The 19,488-nt window shown below is 63.5% G+C and carries 17 protein-coding genes; 11 read left to right on the top strand and 6 right to left on the bottom strand.

Features of this window, described 5'->3' with window-relative positions; genetic code table 11:
• Positions 1–3 precede the first annotated feature (3 nt).
• Positions 4–333, top strand: a complete 330-nt coding sequence (locus tag B0G81_RS30280) for a GIY-YIG nuclease family protein (protein WP_121306417.1) — start codon at positions 4–6, stop codon at positions 331–333.
• 41 nt (positions 334–374) lie between these two features.
• Here the strand turns inward: B0G81_RS30280 and B0G81_RS30275 are convergent, their stop codons facing one another.
• Together B0G81_RS30275 and ppa are read right to left on the bottom strand one after the other, a co-directional pair.
• Positions 375–2,474: an FUSC family protein gene (locus B0G81_RS30275; protein ID WP_134140437.1), complete on the bottom strand. Its 2,100-nt coding sequence runs from the start codon at positions 2,472–2,474 to the stop codon at positions 375–377.
• 272 nt (positions 2,475–2,746) lie between these two features.
• The gene (gene ppa / locus B0G81_RS30270; RefSeq protein WP_106280020.1) at positions 2,747–3,274 is read right to left on the bottom strand and encodes an inorganic diphosphatase; all 528 of its coding nucleotides are present in this window, start codon (positions 3,272–3,274) and stop codon (positions 2,747–2,749) included.
• A 253-nt stretch (positions 3,275–3,527) separates the two neighbouring features.
• On the opposite strand from ppa, the gene B0G81_RS30265 reads away from it, so the two are divergent.
• The 9 genes from B0G81_RS30265 to aroQ all read left to right on the top strand — a co-directional run bounded on the left by B0G81_RS30265 (position 3,528) and on the right by aroQ (position 12,207).
• A complete protein-coding gene (locus B0G81_RS30265; RefSeq protein WP_134140435.1) occupies positions 3,528–4,967 on the top strand; it encodes an aldehyde dehydrogenase family protein in 1,440 nt (479 codons plus the stop codon).
• A 42-nt stretch (positions 4,968–5,009) separates the two neighbouring features.
• Positions 5,010–5,768 (top strand): SDR family oxidoreductase, encoded by a 759-nt coding sequence (locus B0G81_RS30260; protein WP_106280016.1) that lies wholly within the window; start codon positions 5,010–5,012, stop codon positions 5,766–5,768.
• Positions 5,769–5,923: 155 nt separating this feature from the next.
• On the top strand, positions 5,924–7,243 hold the full coding sequence (locus B0G81_RS30255) for an MFS transporter (protein ID WP_134140433.1): 1,320 nt from the start codon (positions 5,924–5,926) through the stop codon (positions 7,241–7,243).
• Positions 7,244–7,752: 509 nt separating this feature from the next.
• Positions 7,753–8,703, top strand: coding sequence for a 2-dehydropantoate 2-reductase (locus B0G81_RS30250; RefSeq protein WP_134140431.1), 951 nt, complete (start codon positions 7,753–7,755; stop codon positions 8,701–8,703).
• Positions 8,700–9,092 carry a VOC family protein gene (locus B0G81_RS30245; RefSeq protein ID WP_116119277.1) on the top strand — a complete coding sequence of 131 codons (393 nt, stop codon included), beginning with the start codon at positions 8,700–8,702 and terminating at the stop codon, positions 9,090–9,092. Before B0G81_RS30250 ends, B0G81_RS30245 begins: the two co-directional genes overlap by 4 nt.
• Before the next feature lie 2 nt (positions 9,093–9,094).
• Positions 9,095–9,562, top strand: a complete 468-nt coding sequence (locus tag B0G81_RS30240; RefSeq protein WP_106280009.1) for a MaoC family dehydratase — start codon at positions 9,095–9,097, stop codon at positions 9,560–9,562.
• Positions 9,562–10,782, top strand: coding sequence for a CoA transferase (locus tag B0G81_RS30235; protein WP_134140428.1), 1,221 nt, complete (start codon positions 9,562–9,564; stop codon positions 10,780–10,782). Before B0G81_RS30240 ends, B0G81_RS30235 begins: the two co-directional genes overlap by 1 nt.
• Positions 10,782–11,615 (top strand): shikimate dehydrogenase, encoded by an 834-nt coding sequence (gene aroE, locus B0G81_RS30230; RefSeq protein WP_116119275.1) that lies wholly within the window; start codon positions 10,782–10,784, stop codon positions 11,613–11,615. The genes B0G81_RS30235 and aroE overlap by 1 nt, the downstream gene beginning before the upstream one ends.
• Positions 11,616–11,769: 154 nt before the next feature.
• The gene (gene aroQ / locus B0G81_RS30225) at positions 11,770–12,207 is read left to right on the top strand and encodes a type II 3-dehydroquinate dehydratase (RefSeq protein WP_134140426.1); all 438 of its coding nucleotides are present in this window, start codon (positions 11,770–11,772) and stop codon (positions 12,205–12,207) included.
• 94 nt (positions 12,208–12,301) lie between these two features.
• Here aroQ and B0G81_RS30220 read toward each other — a convergent pair whose 3' ends face one another.
• Positions 12,302–13,735, bottom strand: coding sequence for an MFS transporter (locus tag B0G81_RS30220; protein ID WP_134143256.1), 1,434 nt, complete (start codon positions 13,733–13,735; stop codon positions 12,302–12,304).
• Between the two features lie 189 nt (positions 13,736–13,924).
• On the opposite strand from B0G81_RS30220, the gene B0G81_RS30215 reads away from it, so the two are divergent.
• Positions 13,925–14,830: a LysR family transcriptional regulator gene (locus B0G81_RS30215; RefSeq protein WP_106280438.1), complete on the top strand. Its 906-nt coding sequence runs from the start codon at positions 13,925–13,927 to the stop codon at positions 14,828–14,830.
• A 142-nt stretch (positions 14,831–14,972) separates the two neighbouring features.
• Here B0G81_RS30215 and B0G81_RS30210 read toward each other — a convergent pair whose 3' ends face one another.
• Genes B0G81_RS30210 through hemC form a run of 3 tightly spaced genes read right to left on the bottom strand, consistent with a single transcriptional unit; the run spans position 14,973 to position 19,197 of the window.
• Positions 14,973–16,163, bottom strand: coding sequence for a heme biosynthesis protein HemY (locus B0G81_RS30210; RefSeq protein ID WP_116142570.1), 1,191 nt, complete (start codon positions 16,161–16,163; stop codon positions 14,973–14,975).
• A 2-nt stretch (positions 16,164–16,165) separates the two neighbouring features.
• Positions 16,166–18,184, bottom strand: a complete 2,019-nt coding sequence (gene hemDX / locus B0G81_RS30205; RefSeq protein WP_134140424.1) for a fused uroporphyrinogen-III synthase HemD/membrane protein HemX — start codon at positions 18,182–18,184, stop codon at positions 16,166–16,168.
• On the bottom strand, positions 18,184–19,197 hold the full coding sequence (hemC, locus tag B0G81_RS30200; RefSeq protein ID WP_134140423.1) for a hydroxymethylbilane synthase: 1,014 nt from the start codon (positions 19,195–19,197) through the stop codon (positions 18,184–18,186). Before hemC ends, hemDX begins: the two co-directional genes overlap by 1 nt.
• Positions 19,198–19,488: the final 291 nt, after the last annotated feature.

Here is a 19,488-nt window from a genome sequence, read left to right as displayed (position 1 = left end):
TTCATGGCCTGGTTTCTTTATCTGCTCGAATGCTCGGACGGCAGCGTCTATACCGGCATCGCCGTCGATGTGCAGGCGCGCTTCGACAAACACGTGAGTGGCGAAGGCGCGCGTTATACGCGTTCGCGCAAGCCGGTGCAGGTGCTGGCGTCGTTCGAATTGACGGATCGGTCTGCCGCGTCGCGCGCGGAGTATTGGGTCAAGCGGCTGTCGCCTTCCGAGAAGCGGGCGCTTGCAGCCGGACTGCGCACGCTCGAATCGGTGATGCCGTTGCCCGAACCCGAGCCGGTTGTCGACGAAGAACAAGCTGAGGAAAAAACCGGCGCGTCCTGAAAACGCTTCAGGTTCGTCCTTCTTCCTCGCGCCGCCGCGTGCTATCCCCTCGCCTCGCGCATCCGCTCGTTGAGCAACCGATGCATCAGCGCAAGCTCGCCCACCGCATCGGCTTCCAGTGAAGTCAGCCCTTCTCGCGCGGGGAGTCCAAGACGCACCGGCCGCAAGGTGCGACTCAACGCGGCGTCGATGTCCGCGCTCACGGTCGCGATCCACGCGCCGAGTTCATCGTGCATGTCGCGCCGGTTTGTACTCAGGCGCAGTTGCGTCGCGGTGCCGGCCATTCTTCGCAAGAGGCTCAACACGGTCAGTGTGACCGTGTCGACCATCGTGTCCTCGAGTTTTTCGAGGCGCATGCGCCCGATGGCTTCCTCCGCGTTATTGCTGCCCAGGCCCGCGGCACGTCGCAAGCGCTCCATCTCTTTCTCGCTGCGGCGAGGCGAATCCAGCGCGCCTCTCAGATAGGCGAGATTGGCGCGCACCGCCTCGCCCAGATACGCGCGATAGTCGATCTTTTCGCGCGTCGGCCAGAGATAGAACGTGGCCAGCAGCGCCAATACGCAACCGAGCACGTTGTTGCCGAGCCGCGTGAGCGCATACGCGAACTCGCTGGCGCCCGGCGTCGCGAAGTCGGCGACCAGCACGAAGGTCGGCGTGAGGAACAGCACGAAGAGGCTGTAGCTCACCGGACGCAGCGCCATGGTCGCCATCACCAGCGGAAACACCGCGAGCGAAATGCCGAGCGGCGAATGGATCGCGTAACCGATCGCCGCCGCCAGCACGCCGCCGACAATGCTGCCCGCCGCACGCTCGATACTGCGCGGCCAGGTCGCGGCGATCGACGGTTGCAGGATCAGGAGCGTCGCCATGGTGGCCCAGTAGCCGAACGGCAGACCGAGCGCGCGGATCACGAGAAAGCCGGTGGTGGTCGTCACGCCGACGCGGGCCGCATGCCGCAAGCCCACGGACTCGACGGACAGGTTGGCCTTGAAGGTGGACCAGACGCGCGTGAAAAGCCGCGCGGCGCTGTCGCGCCAGCCTTCGGGCTGCGCGTGCACCGGCGCGAAGTCGACCAGTTCGAAATCGGACTTCAGCGTCACCGGTTCCATCAAGGCGGTTTCGAGCCGCCGCGCAAAACGCCGCAAGCGCAATTGCAAATCGGCGAGACGCGCCCACTGTGCGTCGTTGGCGGCCGCGCCGATGCCGCGCAGCACGTCGCCCATGACCGTCAGCAGCCGGGCCGCGCGTTGCGCGCGCCATGCGTGGTCCGGGACTCGTTCACATGCGCCGGAGACGGCGATCAGATACGCGAACAACGCCTCGCTGTCGGTCAGCAAGCCGAGCAGCGTGTCGTAGGTTTCGCGGCCGCCCGTTCTCGACGCGGGTACGCGCGCCAGCACCTTGCGCGAGCGCTCCAGCGCGGCGCGCGCATCGGCGCGAAATTTCGCGGCATGCGTGGCCCACTCGCCGCGTGCCGCGCGCCGTTCGAGCAGCCGCGCGCTGTCCACCGCGATATCGGCGAGACGCAGGTACACGGCGCGCAGCGAGGAGCGGCTCGTGCCGAAGGGATGGATGCGCCAGACCGTCAGACTGAGCGCCACGGCAAACAGACATCCGACCAGATAGATGCCGAGAAACGCCATGCCTTGCCGAACGCCATGCATCGGCCGGTCGACCATCACGACGCATGCGGTGGCCGCGAGAAACGTCACCTGTGACGTGGCCGCGCCCCAGATCCTGCCGAACGCGCCGAGTGTCGTGAACACCAGCACCGCGAGCGCGGCGAACACAGCCCCCGCTCCGGAAGCGTAAGCCGTCAGGCCGCCGCACAGCGTGGACAGCACCGCGAAGCCCATCATCGATGCAAAGCGGGCGCGGTTCGAGCCGCCCGCATCGGCAAGGCAGGTCCAGAACGCGCCGATCGCCGCCCACGCGAATAACGGTTCGTGCAGCACGTTGCCGAGCGCGAGCATCGCCGTCGACGCACAGGCCGCTCGCAAGCCTTCGGAGAGGCTGGCTTCGCTGGTCGAAAACGACACCATCCATACCGGCCGCTTGCGGTAGATCGCGCTGGCGACGGCATACAGCCAGTTCGACCAGCGTTGCGACGAAGACGACGGGTTGGACTTGCGATTCAGCATCCGAAAGATGGGCTCCAGGAAACGCGGATTGACGCTGCGTCAGCGCAGCGTGAGGGCTGGCGCCAGGCACGCGCATGCAGGCGGCCAATAATACGGGTTTACACGTAGATATAAAAATGGCTTCGGTTCATCCTGTCGATGCACTGCGTCTATGTGCCAGTAATTCAGGCCTACGCGGCGCGCGCCGGCCACGTGTTTCGACTAGCCATGAAAAAAACCGCGCGGCCTTTGCAGGCTCGCGCGGTTTTTTCTATTCACTAGGGCGACGCAGCTTACTTCTTGTAGTTCGCGGCGCCTTCGGTGATTTCCTTGTGGGCGGCTTCGATGTCCGCCCAGCCCTCGACCTTCACCCACTTGCCCTTCTCGAGCGCCTTGTATTGCTCGAAGAAGTGCTTGATCTGGTCTTTCAGGTACGCCGGGACGTCCTCGATCGACTTCAGGTTGGCGGTCATCGGGCAGACCTTGTCGTGCGGGACGGCGACCAGCTTCGCGTCCACGCCGGATTCGTCGGTCATTTGCAGCATGCCGAGTGCGCGGGCACGCACCACCGAGCCGGCCAGCAGCGGGAACGGCGTGATCACCAGCACGTCGACCGGGTCGCCGTCGCCCGACAGCGTTTGCGGAATGTAGCCGTAGTTCGCCGGATAGCGCATGCCCGTGCTGATGAAACGATCGACGTGGAGCAGGCCCGTTTCCTTATCCGCCTCGTACTTCACCGGATCGCTTTGCGCCGGGATTTCGATGATGACGTTGAAATCTTGCGGAAGGTCTTTGCCTGCGGGGACGTTATTGAAGCTCATGAGCGCTCTCTGGTCGGGATGGAATTCGGAACACGGCGTGCGGCGCGCTCGCTCGAACGGGATGCAACGTGAAACTCGCCTCGAGCAGCGGCGCTGCGGCCGGACAGTGCGGAATACGCCATTATAGCCAATCGGCCGATGGCATCCCTCGTTGGATCGGGGCGATAATCGTCTGGCGTCTCTCGATTGTGCCTCTCGTTTGTGAACACCACGTCACCGCAGCGCGGTGCTCGTGACACCTCAAGGAGCATGCATGGAAGAAGCCCGGCATTTCATCGGCGGCGAATGGTCCGCCGCATCAGGCGGCGAGACGATCGCCGTACTCGATCCCTCGGACGGCCAGCCCTTCACCCAACTCGCGCGCGGCACCGCGGCGGATATCGACGCCGCGGTGCACGCCGCGCGCCGCGCGTTCGAAGGCCCCTGGGGTCAAGCCAGCGCCGCCGAACGCGGCCGCATCCTGTACCGGCTGTCCATGCTGGTCGCCGCGCGCCAGGAAGAACTCGCCCAACTCGAAGCGCGCGACACCGGCAAGCCGCTCAAACAGGCGCGCGGCGATTCGGCCGCCCTCGCCCGTTATTTCGAGTTTTACGCCGGTGCGGCGGACAAGTTGCACGGCGAAACGCTGCCCTACCAGGCCGGCTATACGGTGCTGACCATCCGCGAGCCGCACGGCGTGACCGGCCATATCGTGCCGTGGAATTACCCCATGCAGATTTTCGGGCGCAGCGTGGGCGCGGCGCTTGCCGCGGGCAACGCATGCGTCGTCAAACCGGCCGAAGATGCGTGCCTGACCGTGTTGCGCGTCGCCGAACTGGCTGCTGAAGCGGGCTTGCCTGCCGGCGCGCTGAATGTCGTCACCGGCTTCGGCCATGAAGCGGGCGCGGCGCTCGCTCGTCATCCGGGCATCGATCACATTTCGTTCACCGGCTCGCCGGATACCGGCAAGCTCGTCACGCAAATGGCCGCCGAGAATCACGTGCCGGTCACGCTGGAACTCGGCGGCAAGTCGCCGCAAATCGTTTTCGCCGACGCGGACCTCGACGCGGCGCTGCCCGTGCTGGTGTCGGCGATCGTGCAAAACGCCGGGCAGACCTGCTCGGCGGGTAGCCGCGTGCTGATCGACCGGGCCATTTACGAACCCTTGCTCGACCGGCTGAGCGGCGCGTTTCACGCCTTGCGCGTCGGCCCTTCGCAGGCCGACCTCGACTGCGGGCCGCTGATCAACGCGAAACAGCAGCGGCGCGTGTGGGATTTCCTCTCGGATGCGCAACACGACGGCATCGCCATGGCGGCGCACGGCGAGGTGATTCCGGACGCGCCGGAAAGCGGCTTCTATCAGGCGCCCACGCTGCTGCGCGATGTGCCGGCGAGCCACCGCCTCGCTCGCGACGAAGTGTTCGGCCCCGTACTCGCCGCCATGTCGTTCAGCGACGAAGACGAAGCGTTGAAGCTCGCCAATGGCACGCCGTTCGGCCTCGTCGCCGGCATCTGGACACGCGACGGTGCACGGCAGATGCGGCTCGCCCGACGTTTGCGCTCCGGCCAGGTGTTCATCAACAACTATGGCGCGGGCGGCGGCGTCGAACTGCCGTTCGGCGGCGTCAAGCATTCCGGGCACGGACGCGAAAAGGGCTTCGAGGCGCTGTACGGCTTCACGGCGCTCAAGACCATCGCGATCAAACATGGTTAGCAGGCACACGCATCACCATCCACAACAAACAGCGGAGACATTATGCGGTTGACAGGTAAAACAGCCATCGTCACGGGTGGCGGCTCGGGTTTCGGCGAAGGCATTGCGAAGACCTACGCGCGCGAAGGCGCGAACGTGGTGGTCAACGATCTGAACGGCCCGGCCGCCGAGCGCGTGGCGAGCGAAATCGCGTTGGCCGGCGGCAAGGCGATCGCGGTGGCGGGCAACGTCGCCCAGCGTGAGGACTGGCAAAAGCTGCGCGAAGCCGCGCTCGAAGACTTCGGCAGCGTGCAGATCGTCGTCAACAACGCCGGCACCACGCACCGCAACAAGCCGGTGATGGATGTGACGGAAGCCGAATTCGACCGCGTCTATGCGGTGAACGTCAAAAGTATCTACTGGAGCGTGCAGGAATTCGTGCCGTATTTCCGCGAGCAAGGCGGCGGCTGCTTCATCAATATTGCGTCCACGGCGGGTGTGCGGCCGCGGCCTGGGCTCGTCTGGTACAACGGCAGCAAAGGCGCGGTGATTATCGCGAGCAAGTCGCTGGCGGTCGAACTCGGTCCGGACCGGATACGCGTGAACTGCGTGAACCCAGTGATCGGAGAAACGGCGCTGCTGTCCGAATTCATGGGCGTCGAAGATACGCCGGAAAACCGCCAGCGCTTTCTCGCCGGCATTCCGCTCGGGCGTTTCTCGACGCCGCAGGACATTGCCAACGCCGCACTTTACCTGGCTTCGGACGAGGCGGAGTTCATCACGGGCGTGTGTCTGGAAGTGGACGGCGGGCGCTGCGTGTAGCGCCGGGCCGCATCTGGCCCGCGAGGGTTTCGTGTGCAGCGGCCCTCGCCGCAGTCAGTGTTTTCCCCGGGTATCGATTCGTCATGCAGACCACGCAGCGCGGATAGAATCGATCGACGGCGGTACTTCAATTCCACAAGAAAAGAGGAGACACCATGGCTAGTCCCGCAAATCCGCTCCACCATCCCGGCGCGGGTGCGCCGCCTTCGACTTTCGAAGAGGCCACCTACCGCAAGGTCAGTTGGCGGCTCGCGCCGCTTCTCATGCTCTGTTACGTGGTCGCGTATCTGGATCGCGTCAACGTCGGCTTCGCCAAACTGCAAATGACCAGCGACCTCGGGCTGAGCGATGCGGTGTACGGTTTCGGCGCGGGGATTTTCTTTGTCGGCTATTTCATCTTCGAGATTCCGAGCAACGTGATTTTGCATAAGGTCGGCGCGCGAGTGTGGATTGCGCGGATCATGGTGTCGTGGGGCGTGATCTCCATGCTGACCATGTTCGTTACTACGCCGACCATGTTCTATGTGATGCGGTTTTTGCTTGGTCTTGCCGAGGCGGGGTTCTTCCCTGGCATCATTCTGTATCTCACCTACTGGTATCCGGCGCATAGGCGCGGCCGCATGACAACGTGGTTCATGACGGCAATCGCGTTGTCGGGTGTGATCGGCGGGCCGGTGTCGGGTTATATCCTGAAGACTTTCAACGGCTTGAACGGCTGGCATGGCTGGCAGTGGCTGTTTCTGCTCGAAGGGATTCCTTCGGTGATCGTCGGGATCATGGTGTTCGTCATGCTGGACGATCGCATCTCCAAGGCGAAGTGGCTAACCAAGGAAGAGCAGCAGTTGCTTGAGCGGCACGTTTCCGCGGAGGAAGCGACCAAACATGACATGCCGATTCGCCAGGTGTTCACGAGTGGGCGTGTGTTGATGCTCAGTCTTACGTACTTTTCGTTTGTGATGGGCTTGTACGGCGTGAGCTTCTGGTTGCCTACCATCATTAAGGCGACCGGTGTGACGGATGCGTTCATGATCGGATTGCTTTCGGCGATTCCGTTCGCGGGTGCTGTGGTTGCGATGGTGTTCGTGTCGCGTAGCGCCGACCGTAAGCGCGAACGGCGCTGGCACATTGCGCTGCCTGCGTTTGCGGGGGCGATCGGGCTCGTGCTTTCCGTGGTTTGGGCGCATAACACCGTGCTGGCGATGGCGTCGCTGACGCTTGCGACGATGGGCATTCTTACTACCTTGCCGCTGTTTTGGAGTTTGCCTACGGCGATTCTGGCGGGGACGGGAGCGGCTGCCGGCATCGCCATGATCAATTCGATCGGGAATCTGGCTGGGTTTCTTAGCCCTTATGCGGTGGGCTGGCTCAAGCAGGCCACGGCCGCGAACGACTCCGGCATGTATATGCTGGCGGCGTTCATGGTGCTCGGCGGTTTGCTGGCGATCAGCGTGCCGGCGAAGATGGTGAATAAGTGAGGGATTGAGTTTCGGGCCTTGGCGGTGATTGACCGCTGAGGCTTTGCCTTGGTGTGCGAAGGAGCAACTAATCCACTGCTGAATAGGCTGTTAACGCGTGTTGGCCGGCTGCCCATCACGGGTCGCTCAGAGCCCGGCTCCCGACTTTTGGCCATGCGTGCCGCAAAGATTCGCCGCACACGGCGCCGACCGTTCCATCGACACAGATCACCTCATCGAGAATCGCGGCGCATTGGCGCCATTCAATGCGCTCGTGCAATCCGTGCGTAACGCAGGGCGTAACGCGTGCCGCTACCGGACACGCAGACAGGCAGCGCACGCACGGGCGAGGACTCGAAACAGTTCTGTTTTTTAACCGATCCCTAGCCGCAAAAGCTCAATGTTCAGTCCAGCGATGTCAGGCTCCGGACTCTGCGCGATATTGCGAAATGCAATGCCGCTATTAAACCCATTGCATTGCCAACATGTACCGCGGAGCCGTATCTTCGTTTCCATTCAAGGAGACGCATATGAAGATCGCATTTCTGGGCGCCGGCGCGCTAGGCTGCGCCATCGGTGCCGCGCTGACCGAAGGCGGCCATGAGACATGGCTCGTCGACCGGTTCGCCGCACATGTCGAAGCGATGTCCCGCGACGGCCTCCAGGTCGACGACGAGCGCGGCACGCGGCGCGTCAAGGTTCGCGCCACGATGAATCCGGCGGAAGTCGGCCCCGTCGACCTCGTGATCGTGCTGGTCAAGTCCTTTCATACCGATCAGGCAATGCGCGGCGCGCTCGATCTCGTCGGTCCCGAAACGCTCGTGCTGTCGCTGCAGAACGGCCTCGGTCACGAAGACGTCCTGAGCGAAATCGTCGGACGTGAGCGCGTGCTCGCAGGCAAGACGTATGTCGGCGGCGTGCTGCGCGCGCCGGGCCATATCCAGTCCGGCGTGACGGGCAAGCTCACGATCATCGGCGAACTCGACGGCCGCATCACGCCGCGCGCGCAAGCGATCGCGGAGGCATTCAACCGCGCCGGCCTGACCACGACGGTCAGCGACAACATTCTCGGCACCATGTGGGACAAGCTGCTCATAAACGTCGCGACGGGCGCGATCACGGGTATCACGCGTCTCACCTACGGACAGCTCTACGACGAGCCCGTTCTGAAAGCGACGTCGCTCGCGGCGATCGAAGAAGCGATGGCTGCCGCTAAAGCCGCCGGCGTCACGCTTTCCATTTCCAATGCCGAAGACGCCTGGAATATGGCCGCCGAAGGCCTTTCGCCCGCATTCAAGACTTCGATGCTGCAAAGCCTCGAGAAGTCCTCGATTACCGAAATCGACTTCATCAACGGCGCGGTTGTGCGTTGTGGCGAACGCCTTGGCGTGCCGACGCCGGTGAATTCGACGCTCGTCGCCTGCATCAAGGGTATCGAACGCGCGATGACGGACCGCCAGAACGAAGGAGCCGCAGCATGAGCGCAACGAAAGCCTATCTCGAGCACGTCGCCATCCGGGTGAAGGACATCCACTGGCATATCCGCTTCTTCGAACACGTGCTCGGCATGACGATGCGAGAAGTCGACGGCACGCGCGAGGAGCCGCGTCAGTACTGGACGCTGGGCGGTCTGCAGTTGGTCAGCGCGCCGCAGCATGAAGGCCCCGAAGGCCGGCTCGCGCATCTCGGCGTGATGTGTGAGGACCTGGAGGCCGCACTGGCCGCCGCGCAAGCGTTCGGCGTTACCGAAATGCCGCAGGGTCGCAACTGGCTGCGTCTGCCCGATGGCCTCGCCGTCGAGCTCATTCAGGCCAAACCTGCCGTATGCGTCACGCAGGCGCTGGCGATTAACCCACGCGCGGAGGCGTAAGCATGAGCACCATCAACATCACCGAAAAATACTGGGACGATGCGCGCGAAGGCGACGAGTGCGTAAGCCCCCCCTACACCGTCACGAAAGAACGCATCCTCGCGTACGCGGATCTGACGGGCGATCACACGCCTGTCCACGTCGATGAGGAATACGCGAACGCGAGCCATTTCGGCTGCATCGTCGCGCACGGTTTGTTTGGCTTGTCGATCGCCGATGGTCTGAAGACGCAGAGCGCTTATCGCTTTCTGCCCGGCATGTCGCTCGGCTGGACCTGGGACTTTCTGCTGCCGATCAAGGTCAACGACGTGCTGCATGTGAAGTTCCGCGTCGGCTCCATGCGTGCGAGCAAGAGCAAGCCGGATTGGGGCATCGTCGTGTTGCCCTCCGAGTTGATCAATCAGAACGGCGAAGTCGTTCAACGTGGCGAGCATCGGCTGATGATCCCGCGCCGTCCGGGAGCGAACTGATGCAAGCCCGTCCCCTCGAAGGTATTCGCGTCGTCGATTACAGCCACTTTCTTGCCGGCCCTTATGTCGGACGCTGCCTCGCGGCACTCGGCGCGGAAGTCATCAAGGTCGAGCGTCCCGGCAGCGGCGACGCCGGCCGTCAGCACGCCACGATTCTCGACGATCAGCAAAGCGCCTATTTCCTGCAGCTCAACATGGGCAAGCGCGGCGTCAGCGTCAACATGAAAGATCCACGCGGCAAGGCGTTCATGGAGCGTCTGTGCGATTCAGCGGATGTGTTCATCGAGAACTATCGGCCGGGTGCGCTCGATAAGCTCGGCCTCGGTTATGCCGCATTGTCCGGGCGCAATCCGGGCCTCGTCTACTGCTCAATCTCGGCTTACGGACACACCGGACCGGACGCGCATCGCGCGGGCTTTGGTCTCATCGCCGAGGCGAAGAGCGGCATCATGCAGATGATCGGCAATCCCGGCGAGCCGCCGCCGCTCATGCGCATTTCGCTCGGCGACATGTACACCGGCATTCACGCGGTCGCCGCCATCAACGCCGCGCTGCTCGGCCGCGTGAAGAGCGGACGCGGTCAGCATATCGACATGGCGCTGTATGACACACTCTTCTCGATGCATGAATATGCGGTCCAGTGCTACACGATGCAAGGCGTGGTGCCGGAGCAAACCGGCCACGACATGCCGACATCGACGCTGTACGGCGTGTTTCGCGCGGCCGACGGCGATCTCGTCATCGCCGCCCAGGTGGATGATTCCTGGAAGCGATTCGCAACGGTCGTCGAACAGCACGGCGGTCCGGCCGGGTTTGGCGCCGATGCGCGGTTTCATAGCCTGAACGGCCGCAACGCCAATCGCGAGGAGATTCTCACGGTCGTGAAAGCGTGGGTGGCCGCGCGCGCCGTTGCGGAGGTGCTGGCGCTGCTCGACAGCGTCGATGTCCCGAGCGCGAAGGTTCAGCGCATCGACGAGGTCGTCGCCGATCCCCAGATCGTCGCGCGCGGCATGGTGATCGAGCAGGAGCATCCGCGCTTCGGAAAACTGCGGCTTCCGAACCTGCCGTTCCGCTTCTCTGACTGCGACACGTCCATCCACGAGGTCGGCCCCGATCTCGGTCAGCACAACGCGGAGGTCGCGCAATCGCTGGGCTTTAGCGCAGCGGAAATCGACGCAATGCAGACCGATGGCGTGCTGTTTTCGAAACCGGGGGCGTGATGAGCGATCGATACGCGGTAATCGGCAATCCGATCGGGCATACGAAATCGCCCCTGATCCATGGTCTTTTCGCAGAGGAGACCGGACAGGACATGACGTACGGCGCCATCGAAGCGCCGCTGGAACCGGCCAACGCCTTCGAAGAGACGGTGAGAACCTTCATCGCCGCGGGCGGCAAGGGCATGAACGTCACTGCGCCGTTCAAGCTGCAGGCGTTCGCCATAGCAGACGAGCGCAGCGAAAGGGCTACGCTCGCGGGCGCCGTCAATGCGATGAAGTTCGAGAACGGCCGCATCGTGGCGGAGAACTTCGACGGCGTGGGCCTTGTGCGTGACATCGAAATCAACCTGCATCAGCCGATTGCGGGCAAGCGCGTGCTCGTGCTGGGCGCGGGCGGTGCGGTGCGCGGCGCGTTGCTCCCCTTCATTGCGGCGCGGCCCGCGCGACTGGTCATCGCTAACCGGCATGTGGAGAAAGCGCAGGCGCTAGTCGAACAGGTCGCGGCGGACGCAACGCTCACCGCGTGCGGCTACGCGGAACTCGAATCGATGGAACAGTTCGACCTCGTTGTCAACGCAACGTCTGCAAGCCTGACCGGGCAACTGCCGCCTGTTCCACCGAGCGTCTTCAGCGGGGGCGGCACCGCCTATGAACTCGCGTACGGCAAGGGCCTCACGCCGTTCCTGCGGCTCGCGCGCAACGCGGGTGCGCAAGGTATTGCCGATGGCGTCGGCATGCTGGTCGAACAGGCCGCCGAAGCATTCGCATGGTGGCGGGGCGCGCGTCCGTGCACGCGCGCGATCATCGACCGTCTCACCGTGCCGCTCGATTGACGACAGCCCGCCTATTCCGCCGAGGCTTTTCCGACGGCATTCCGTTGTCGCGGCTCGGCCGTGGCTTACAAGCTCGCGGTCGTCATCGGCAAAGCCGCGAAAACCGGCGCGGTCGTCGAGACAACGCCCCTCTAAACCTCGATACCGATAACTGATGAAATCTTTCCTCATGCTGCACGGCATCAACCACAACATGTTCGGCAAGCGCGATCCCGCGCAATACGGCACGGCCACGCTCGCCGACATCGATGCTCAGCTCCAGGCGCTAGCCAAGGAGCTTGGCGTGACGGTCGAGAGCTATCAGACCAACAGCGAAGGCGACATGTGTTCGCGAATCCATCAAGCCTTCGTCGATAATGTGGATGGCGTGCTCATCAATGCCGGCGCGTGGACGCACTATAGCTATGGCATCCGCGACGCGCTCGCCATACTGACGGTGCCCATCGTCGAGATTCATATGTCGAACATCCACGCGCGGGAAGCCTTCCGCCATCATTCGGTGTTCGCCGAAATCGTGAAGGGGCAAATCTGCGGCTTCGGTATCGACAGCTATTCGCTCGGACTGCGCGCAGCGGTGTCGGCAGCCGCCTGACATTTCATGCGTCGGCCCATGCGCGGCGCAGAAGCACGGCGAATATCGACAGGGCAAGAACGGGCACATCGCAGATGCGCCCGTTCATTTCGAATCAACGCGTCTGCATGGCCGCTTTCGCGAGTCTTGCTTCGCCCAATGCTTCCTCGCGAAGCTCGTCGTATTGTTCTTTAGGCATCGGCGCGGCGTCTTTCATACCAAGGTCGCTGAGACGCACGCGGTATGTCTCTCGCGCGCTCCATGCGGCCAGCGCCGAGATAATCGTGGCGCCCAGCGTGATCGAGCCGATCATCAGCGGCACATTGTGCGATCCCGGCGGCGCGACAGCCGCGAACAGCGCGGGAAGCAGCGCGGTAATGGTCGTTCCGATGTTTTGGGCAATCGCCATAGCGGAGACGCGAAAGCGCGTCGGGAACAGTTCCGGATAGTAACCGGGGAAGACCGCGTTATAACCTTGGTACACCACGCCCCACATCAGTATCGACATCACAAAGGCGACCGGCAGGTTGTGAACGCTGATCGCATACAGATACGCGTACGAAAGAAGACCGGAAGAGAGCGCGCCGAAGATCATCGGCGTCCGCCGTCCGATGCGGTCCGAGAGATTGCCGACATACGGAATGACGAGCACCGCCACGATATTGCCGACCACCGGAATCCACAAATACACGCTCGCATGGAAGTTGATGCCGTAGGAGGGCTGCACCGCATACGCAGCGCCGAAGATCGTGGTGACGACCGGTATCACGTTCATGAACGCCATGCACAGGACGCGAAACATGTCAGGCCAGCTGTACTTGAACGCTTCGAGGATCGGCGCGCGCGCGACCCGGCCGCTCGCATCTTCCTTGGCGAACGCGGCCGTTTCGTCGACTTCACGTCGAATGATAAAGCCGGCAATCAGGACGACGGCGCTGAGCAGGAACGGAATGCGCCAGCCCCATGCGACGAAGGCATCTTCCGGCATGTAGTACGCAAGCGGCAGGAAGACGGCGGCGGCCAGAATCTGACCGGCTTGCACACCTTGCAACGTGAAGCTCGCGAAGTAGCCGCGCCGGCCAAACGGAGCCTGTTCCATGATCATCGAACTGGCGCCTGAGATCTCGCCCGCGACGGCAAAGCCTTGAACCAGGCGCAAAATCACCAGCAGCGCCGGCGCCAGCATGCCGACCGATTGATACGTGGGCAACAAGCCGACGGCCATCGTGGAAAAGCCCATCAGGAACATGCAAATCAGGAGCACGGTCTTGCGCCCGTGGGTGTCGCCCCAATGTCCGAGCACGAACGCGCCGATGGGCCGCGCCACATAGCCCACGCCATACGTCGCCAGCGAGGCCACGATCGCGATTTTTGGATCGCCTTTGGGAAAGAAGATCTGAGGAAAAATCAACGCCGCAGCTTGCGCGTATATAAAGAAGTCGTAGTACTCGAGCGCGGAACCTATCCAGCCGCTCGCTCTCGCTTTCCGTGCCTGTTTGCGCGCTCTTTCATCCTGGTGCCCGTCTATTGCGCCGCCTTGCCGCAGCATTCCTTTGTCCATGAACGTCTCCTGATTCTGAGTTGACTGGAGCAGCATCGTCGGCTGCTTCTCTGGCGGCTGGAATGTGGCCAGTCGCACGCGACGGCGCGCATTCGTGCCCAAAATCAAGATACTGGGATGCATCCGCCGGCGCAATGCAATGGATACAATGACGGCATTGCGTTGGACAATACTGCCATGAGCACATCCGAGCTACCCGATCTCAAGCTGCTCCAGCTATTCGACCTGCTGTACGACGTGCGCAGTGTCACGCGGGCCGCGGATCAACTCGGACAGAGTCAGCCCACGGTCAGTATCTGGTTGGGGCGTTTGCGCGAACATCTGCAGGACCCGCTGTTCGTCCGGACGCCGGGCGGCATGACTCCGACGCCTCAGGCGGACGCGCTGATCGGACCGTGCAGGGAGATCCTGGAGTCGCTTCGCCGATTTTCCGCGTGGGAAATCTCATTCGATCCGACAACGGCAAAGCGCCGCTTTCGCATTTGCATGACCGATGCGAGCCACATCACCCTGCTTCCGCGCATGCTGGCGCACGTGCGCGCGCATGCACCGGGCATTCGGCTGGAAGCCGCGAGAATCGATGGAAATACGGAGCGCGCGCTGGAATCCGGCGAGGCCGATCTGGCGATCGGGCATGTACCGTGGCTTGGCAGCGGGATGTATCAGCAACAGCTTTATATGCAGGATTGGGTGTGCCTCGCCAATCCGAATCACCCGCGCGTGCGCTCGAGACTGAGCATGAAGCACTACTGCAGCGAGGGACACGTGATCATCGCCGCTGGCACAGGCGCGCAATTGCTGGAGCAGGCGCTGTTGCGCGAGAACATAGAACGCGATGTGGTGCTCGAACTTCCGGGCATGCTCGGGTTGGGGTCAATCATAAAGTCGACGGATCTTATTGCCACGTTGCCGCGGAACATCGGGGAAACGCTGGCAAGAGTGAACGGCCTCGCGGTTCATTCCTGTCCTTTTCCGGTCGATAAATTCGCGGTGCGGCAGCATTGGCACGCGAAGTACCATCACGAGGCCGGCAATCGCTGGTTGCGGTCCGTTGTGGCCGATTTGTTTTCGAGTAAAAGTTAGTATCGCGTGAGTTGGCCAGGACAAGGGCGGCTGAGCATCAATGAAAATGGCCGCAGCATCCGCTGCGGCCATCCACTCATCAACCCGCAATTTCACGCTTTCAAAGCCACGCACCAGGAACAGACGCGCCGCTCAAAAAACCTCAAACGATATTCATCGCCAGCGCACTTTCACGATAATGCTGGCTCGCCTTATCCGCATCGCCGAGTTGCTCGTGCAAACGCGCCAACGCACGATGCGAGCGAATCTTCAGCGTCTCGTTGTCCGCGAGTTTCAGCGCGCGTTCAAGGAACGATTGCGCCTTACCCCACAACTGCTGATGCAGACACAAGCGCCCCAGCGCGAACATCAAGTCCGCATCTTCCGGACGGTCCTTCTGCCACGCTTCGGCCTTCTGAATCAGCGGTAACGCGTCGCCGCCCGCCGTATCCGGATAGCGGCGCAGCAGGCGCGCATCCCAGTTTTGCGCGAGCGCTTCCTCGACGATCTTGCGTGCTTCCTGCGGACGATTCAGCGCCACCAGCAGTTCGGCAGCAAGATCCGCGAGACGCGGCGAATGACGCTCAGTAGCCGACAACGAATTCCACAACTCCAGCAGCGCATCGGCATTGTGACGCCGGTCACGCAGCAGGTTTTCCGCCGCGAGCTGGCGCAAACGCACCGCCACCGCCGGATGAATCGCCTCACGCTTTTCCAGCGTCTTGACGAGCTTGAGCACTTCGCCCCAGTTCTTCAATTGCTGCTGCGCGCGCAACATGATCTGCTGCGCGTGGATGCGCCGCCCGCCCTGTGATTGCATTTGCGTCAGCGCGGTCAATGCGCCGTCCGCGTCACGGCCGTCGGCGCGCATGTCGGCGGTGGCCATGAGGCGTGCATCCTGCCAGTCGGCCTCGTTGATCTGCGCGAGCCACTCGTCGCGCCGCGCATATTCATGCATGCGATGCGCCGCGGTGGCCGCGATCAACCCGGCCGCGCCCTTGTTATCGCCATTCGCGAGCGCGTCTTTGGCGGCTTTCTCCGCACGCGAAAAGCGCCCGGCATACAGATTGCCGATCGCGTCACGCAACGCGGCATGCGCTTTCGCGACACGCGAGCGCGCGCGATAAGCGGCCACGCGCTGTGGCATGCGCCAGATATTGCGGAAGATGCGCAGCAGTGCATAGATCAGGATGAACAGCACCACCAGCCCGACCACGAACAGATTCAACGATATATCGACGCGGTACGGCGGATAGATCAGCAGCACCTGGCCCATGTCGAAGCGCCCGACCACCGCCAGCACCACCGCGACAACGAACAGCAATGCCAGCCATAGAAGTCCCCGGATTGCCATGATTAACCTCGGCTCCGGTATTGATTGACGGCCTGCAGACTCGTGTTCAGATTCGGCAATTCAACGGCGGCCGAGCCCGCTTCCACCTGCTTGACGAGATCGGTCACGGTCTGCGTTTTCTTCGACGAGTTGTCGAAGTAACGCGTGAGCGCATTCTGCGCCGCCTGCAGATCGGACTTCAGCGTGGTTTCATTGCGCGACAGCAAGGCGAGACGCGCCGACAGCAGACGCAGCTTGAGATTTTCGCGCACGAAGTAGCCCTGATCGGGCGTGACCAGCATCGCGTCGGCGTTGTCGATCCGGCGCACCTGCACGAGGCTAGTCAACTGCTGGCCGATGCCGGTGCTCACTTCACGCCACCACACCTTCCAGCGCGGCTCGCCGGTGGCCGCGGCCACCTTGGCCGTGTCGGCCCATGTCGCGGCTCGCGGCGTGGCGTGCGCGATCGGCGCTTCGCCCGAAAGCGGCAGGTTGTCGACCTGGTCGATCGCGTTGTCGAGCTTGATGGCCATGCCCGTGAGATCGGTGGAAGGCGCGGCCTTCAGCTTGTCGATGTCCTGCGCGATGGCCTTGCGCACGGCGACCGCTTGCGGACTGTCCGATGCGGCGAGACGCGTGTCGGCGCTTTGCAGCGCGAACAGCGCGAGCTGCGTGTTGCCGGTGAGCTGCAACTGCTGGCTGGCGGCGGAGAGCATCTGGCCGACTTCGGCGAGGGTCCAGTCGTCGCGATTGCGCGCGAGGTCCGCGTATTGCTGTTGCAGCGCCTGCTGCGAGGTTTGCGCATCGGCGAGCTTGCCTTCGAGTTGCGCAACCTGCGACTCCGACTGATGCACCGTGGCGAGCGCCTGCTCGGTCTTGATGCGCAGTTCGTTGGTCTGCGTGTCGTTGGCTTGCTGGCGCTGCACGATCTGCTGCTCCGTGCGCTCGACCTTGCGATTGAGCGCATAGCCGCCCACGCCCGCGGCGCAAGCCATGATCACGACGACAAACCACAGCAGCGGTCCGCTCGCGCTATGGCGCTTTTGCGCTTCGTAGGGCGTGAAGGGTTGATTCGGCGGCAACGCAGTGGTCGCGGCCGGCTGGGGTGAAGCGTTCGTGGATGCGTTCGTTTCAGTCATGCGTGATTTAGCCGGTGAATGAGCCGGATTGGACGATACCGGTTGGACGACGGGCGGGACGGCGGCAATCAAGGCGCGGGCAATGCGGTCATCTCCCGCGCCGGACACCGTCATGCTATCAAAACCCAATGCCCGCGCGGTCTGCGCGATACGGGGATGTGGCGTGACAAGCGCGGCGCGTTTGAGTTGCGCGATCTCGTCGGCGGTGAGGTGGTCTTGCGCCAGTTCGTGCAGATTGCGCACGCCTTCGGAGCTGGTGAGCAGCCACGCGTGCGGCTCGCCTGCGAGCAACTCGTGCACGCGCGCCCAGGCGCCGATCGACGGTTCCGGCACGAGGCGCCGGTATGCCGCGACCGTGTCCACTTCGGCGCCGGCTTCGCGCAGCCGTTCGGCGAGCCATTCGCGGCCGCCGTCGCCGCGCACGATCAGCACGCGTTTGCCTTCGAGACTGGCTGCGCCAAGCGCCGTATCGATCGCGGCGAACAGACCTTCGGAATCGAACCGCGCGGTGTCTTCATCCGAACCGGACGGCGGGCTGATCACGTTGTACGCCGGCGCCGCGACGCCATGGCGCGCGAGCGCGTGCACGCTGCCCGGCCCGACGACGCCGATCGGCAGCGCATGCGGCCAGATCGCGTCGCTGTGGGCGAACGCCTGATCGACGGCATTCGGCGACACGAACACGACGAGCGCATAGCGTTCGAGCGACGCCAAGGCGGCGCGCAAGGGCGCGTCGTCGGTGACGGGCGCGATGTCGATCAGCGGAAAGTCGAGCGTGAGGATGCCTGCGGCGGCGAGCCGCGCGATCAATTCGTTCGACTGACCGGCCGGTCGCGTAATCACGACCGTGAACGCCGCCTTGCCGACGGGTGAAGGAGTGTTGCCTGGGATATCGGCCGCCATCACTCGCCGGTCGCCGCGCTGTCCGCCGCGCCCTGCTTCGCCGCGGCGGGACCGCTGGCGGTGCTGAGCGCGCGCACGATGTCCATTGCGCCCTGCTGTTCAAGCGCGTTCGCCACTTCCTGGCCGAGCGCAATGGCGCGTTCGACGCTGGGCGCCGGCGCCGACGCCTGCGCGCTCAGCACGCGTTGCCCGTCCGGCGTGGCGACGATGCCGCGCAGATGCAGCGCGCCGTCGCGCCACATGGCATACGCGGCGAGCGGCACTTCGCAACTGCCGCCGAGCGCGCGCGAGACCATGCGCTCCGCTTCGACGGCCGCTGCCGTGTGGTCGTGATGCAACGGTGCGAGCCATGCAGCAAGGTCGGCGCGATCGGCGCGAATCTCGATGCCGAGCGCGCCCTGGCCCGCTGCGGGCAGGCTGTCTTCAGGATCGAGCAGCGCGCGGATGCGCTCGCCCAGACCCAGACGCTTCAAACCGGCTGCGGCCAGAATGATCGCCGCGTAATCGCCGCGATCGAGTTTCGACAGACGCGTGTCCAGATTGCCGCGCAACGGCCGCACTTCGAGATGCGGGTAACGCATGCGCAGCATGGCCTCGCGGCGCAGGCTGGAGGTGCCGACCACGGCGCCGGCCGGCAGCGCCGCGAGCGAGTCGTAATCATTGGAGACCAGCGCGTCGCGCGGATCTTCGCGCTCCATGATGGTGGACAGCGCAAAGCCTGCGGGCAATTCCATCGGCACGTCTTTGAGCGAGTGCACGGCGAGGTCGGCGCGGCCGTCGGCGAGCGCGGCTTCCAGTTCCTTCACGAAGAGGCCCTTACCACCAACCTTCGACAAAGTGCGATCGAGAATTTGATCGCCACGTGTTGTCATTCCGAGGATTTTTACGTCACAAGATGGATATAATTTGTGCAGCGCACATCGCACATGCTCCGCTTGCCACATGGCCAGGCGGCTTTCTCGCGACGCAATCACAAGCGTGTGGGGTGGCGTGGAAAACGTCTCGGTGTTCATTAGCTTGCTGATCGAATGACGGGATGTAATAACAAACAATGTTAGCACGCGGCCTTGCGTCCCAAGACGCAGCCAGGCGCCGTGCTGAAGCGGTATCGATAGAGGAGACGGGCTTCGCGCGGTGCGCGCCTGCCCCATCCCGGCATGTTCACGCACGGTCGTTCGCGCACCGGGCCGCCGCATGCGGGATGATGCGATGCGGCCTGACATCGCTCAGGTGCCGCAGGTGCCTCGAACGAGTGTCGTGCAAACGCGCGGCACCGTTCTGGCGCACAGTCTCCTCTCAGGCGT

The sequence above is a fragment of the Paraburkholderia sp. BL6665CI2N2 genome, from assembly GCF_004366535.1.
Lineage (GTDB): Bacteria > Pseudomonadota > Gammaproteobacteria > Burkholderiales > Burkholderiaceae > Paraburkholderia.
The sequence above is the reverse complement of the archived record's forward strand: the minus strand, read 5'-3'. Positions and strand labels throughout refer to the sequence as shown.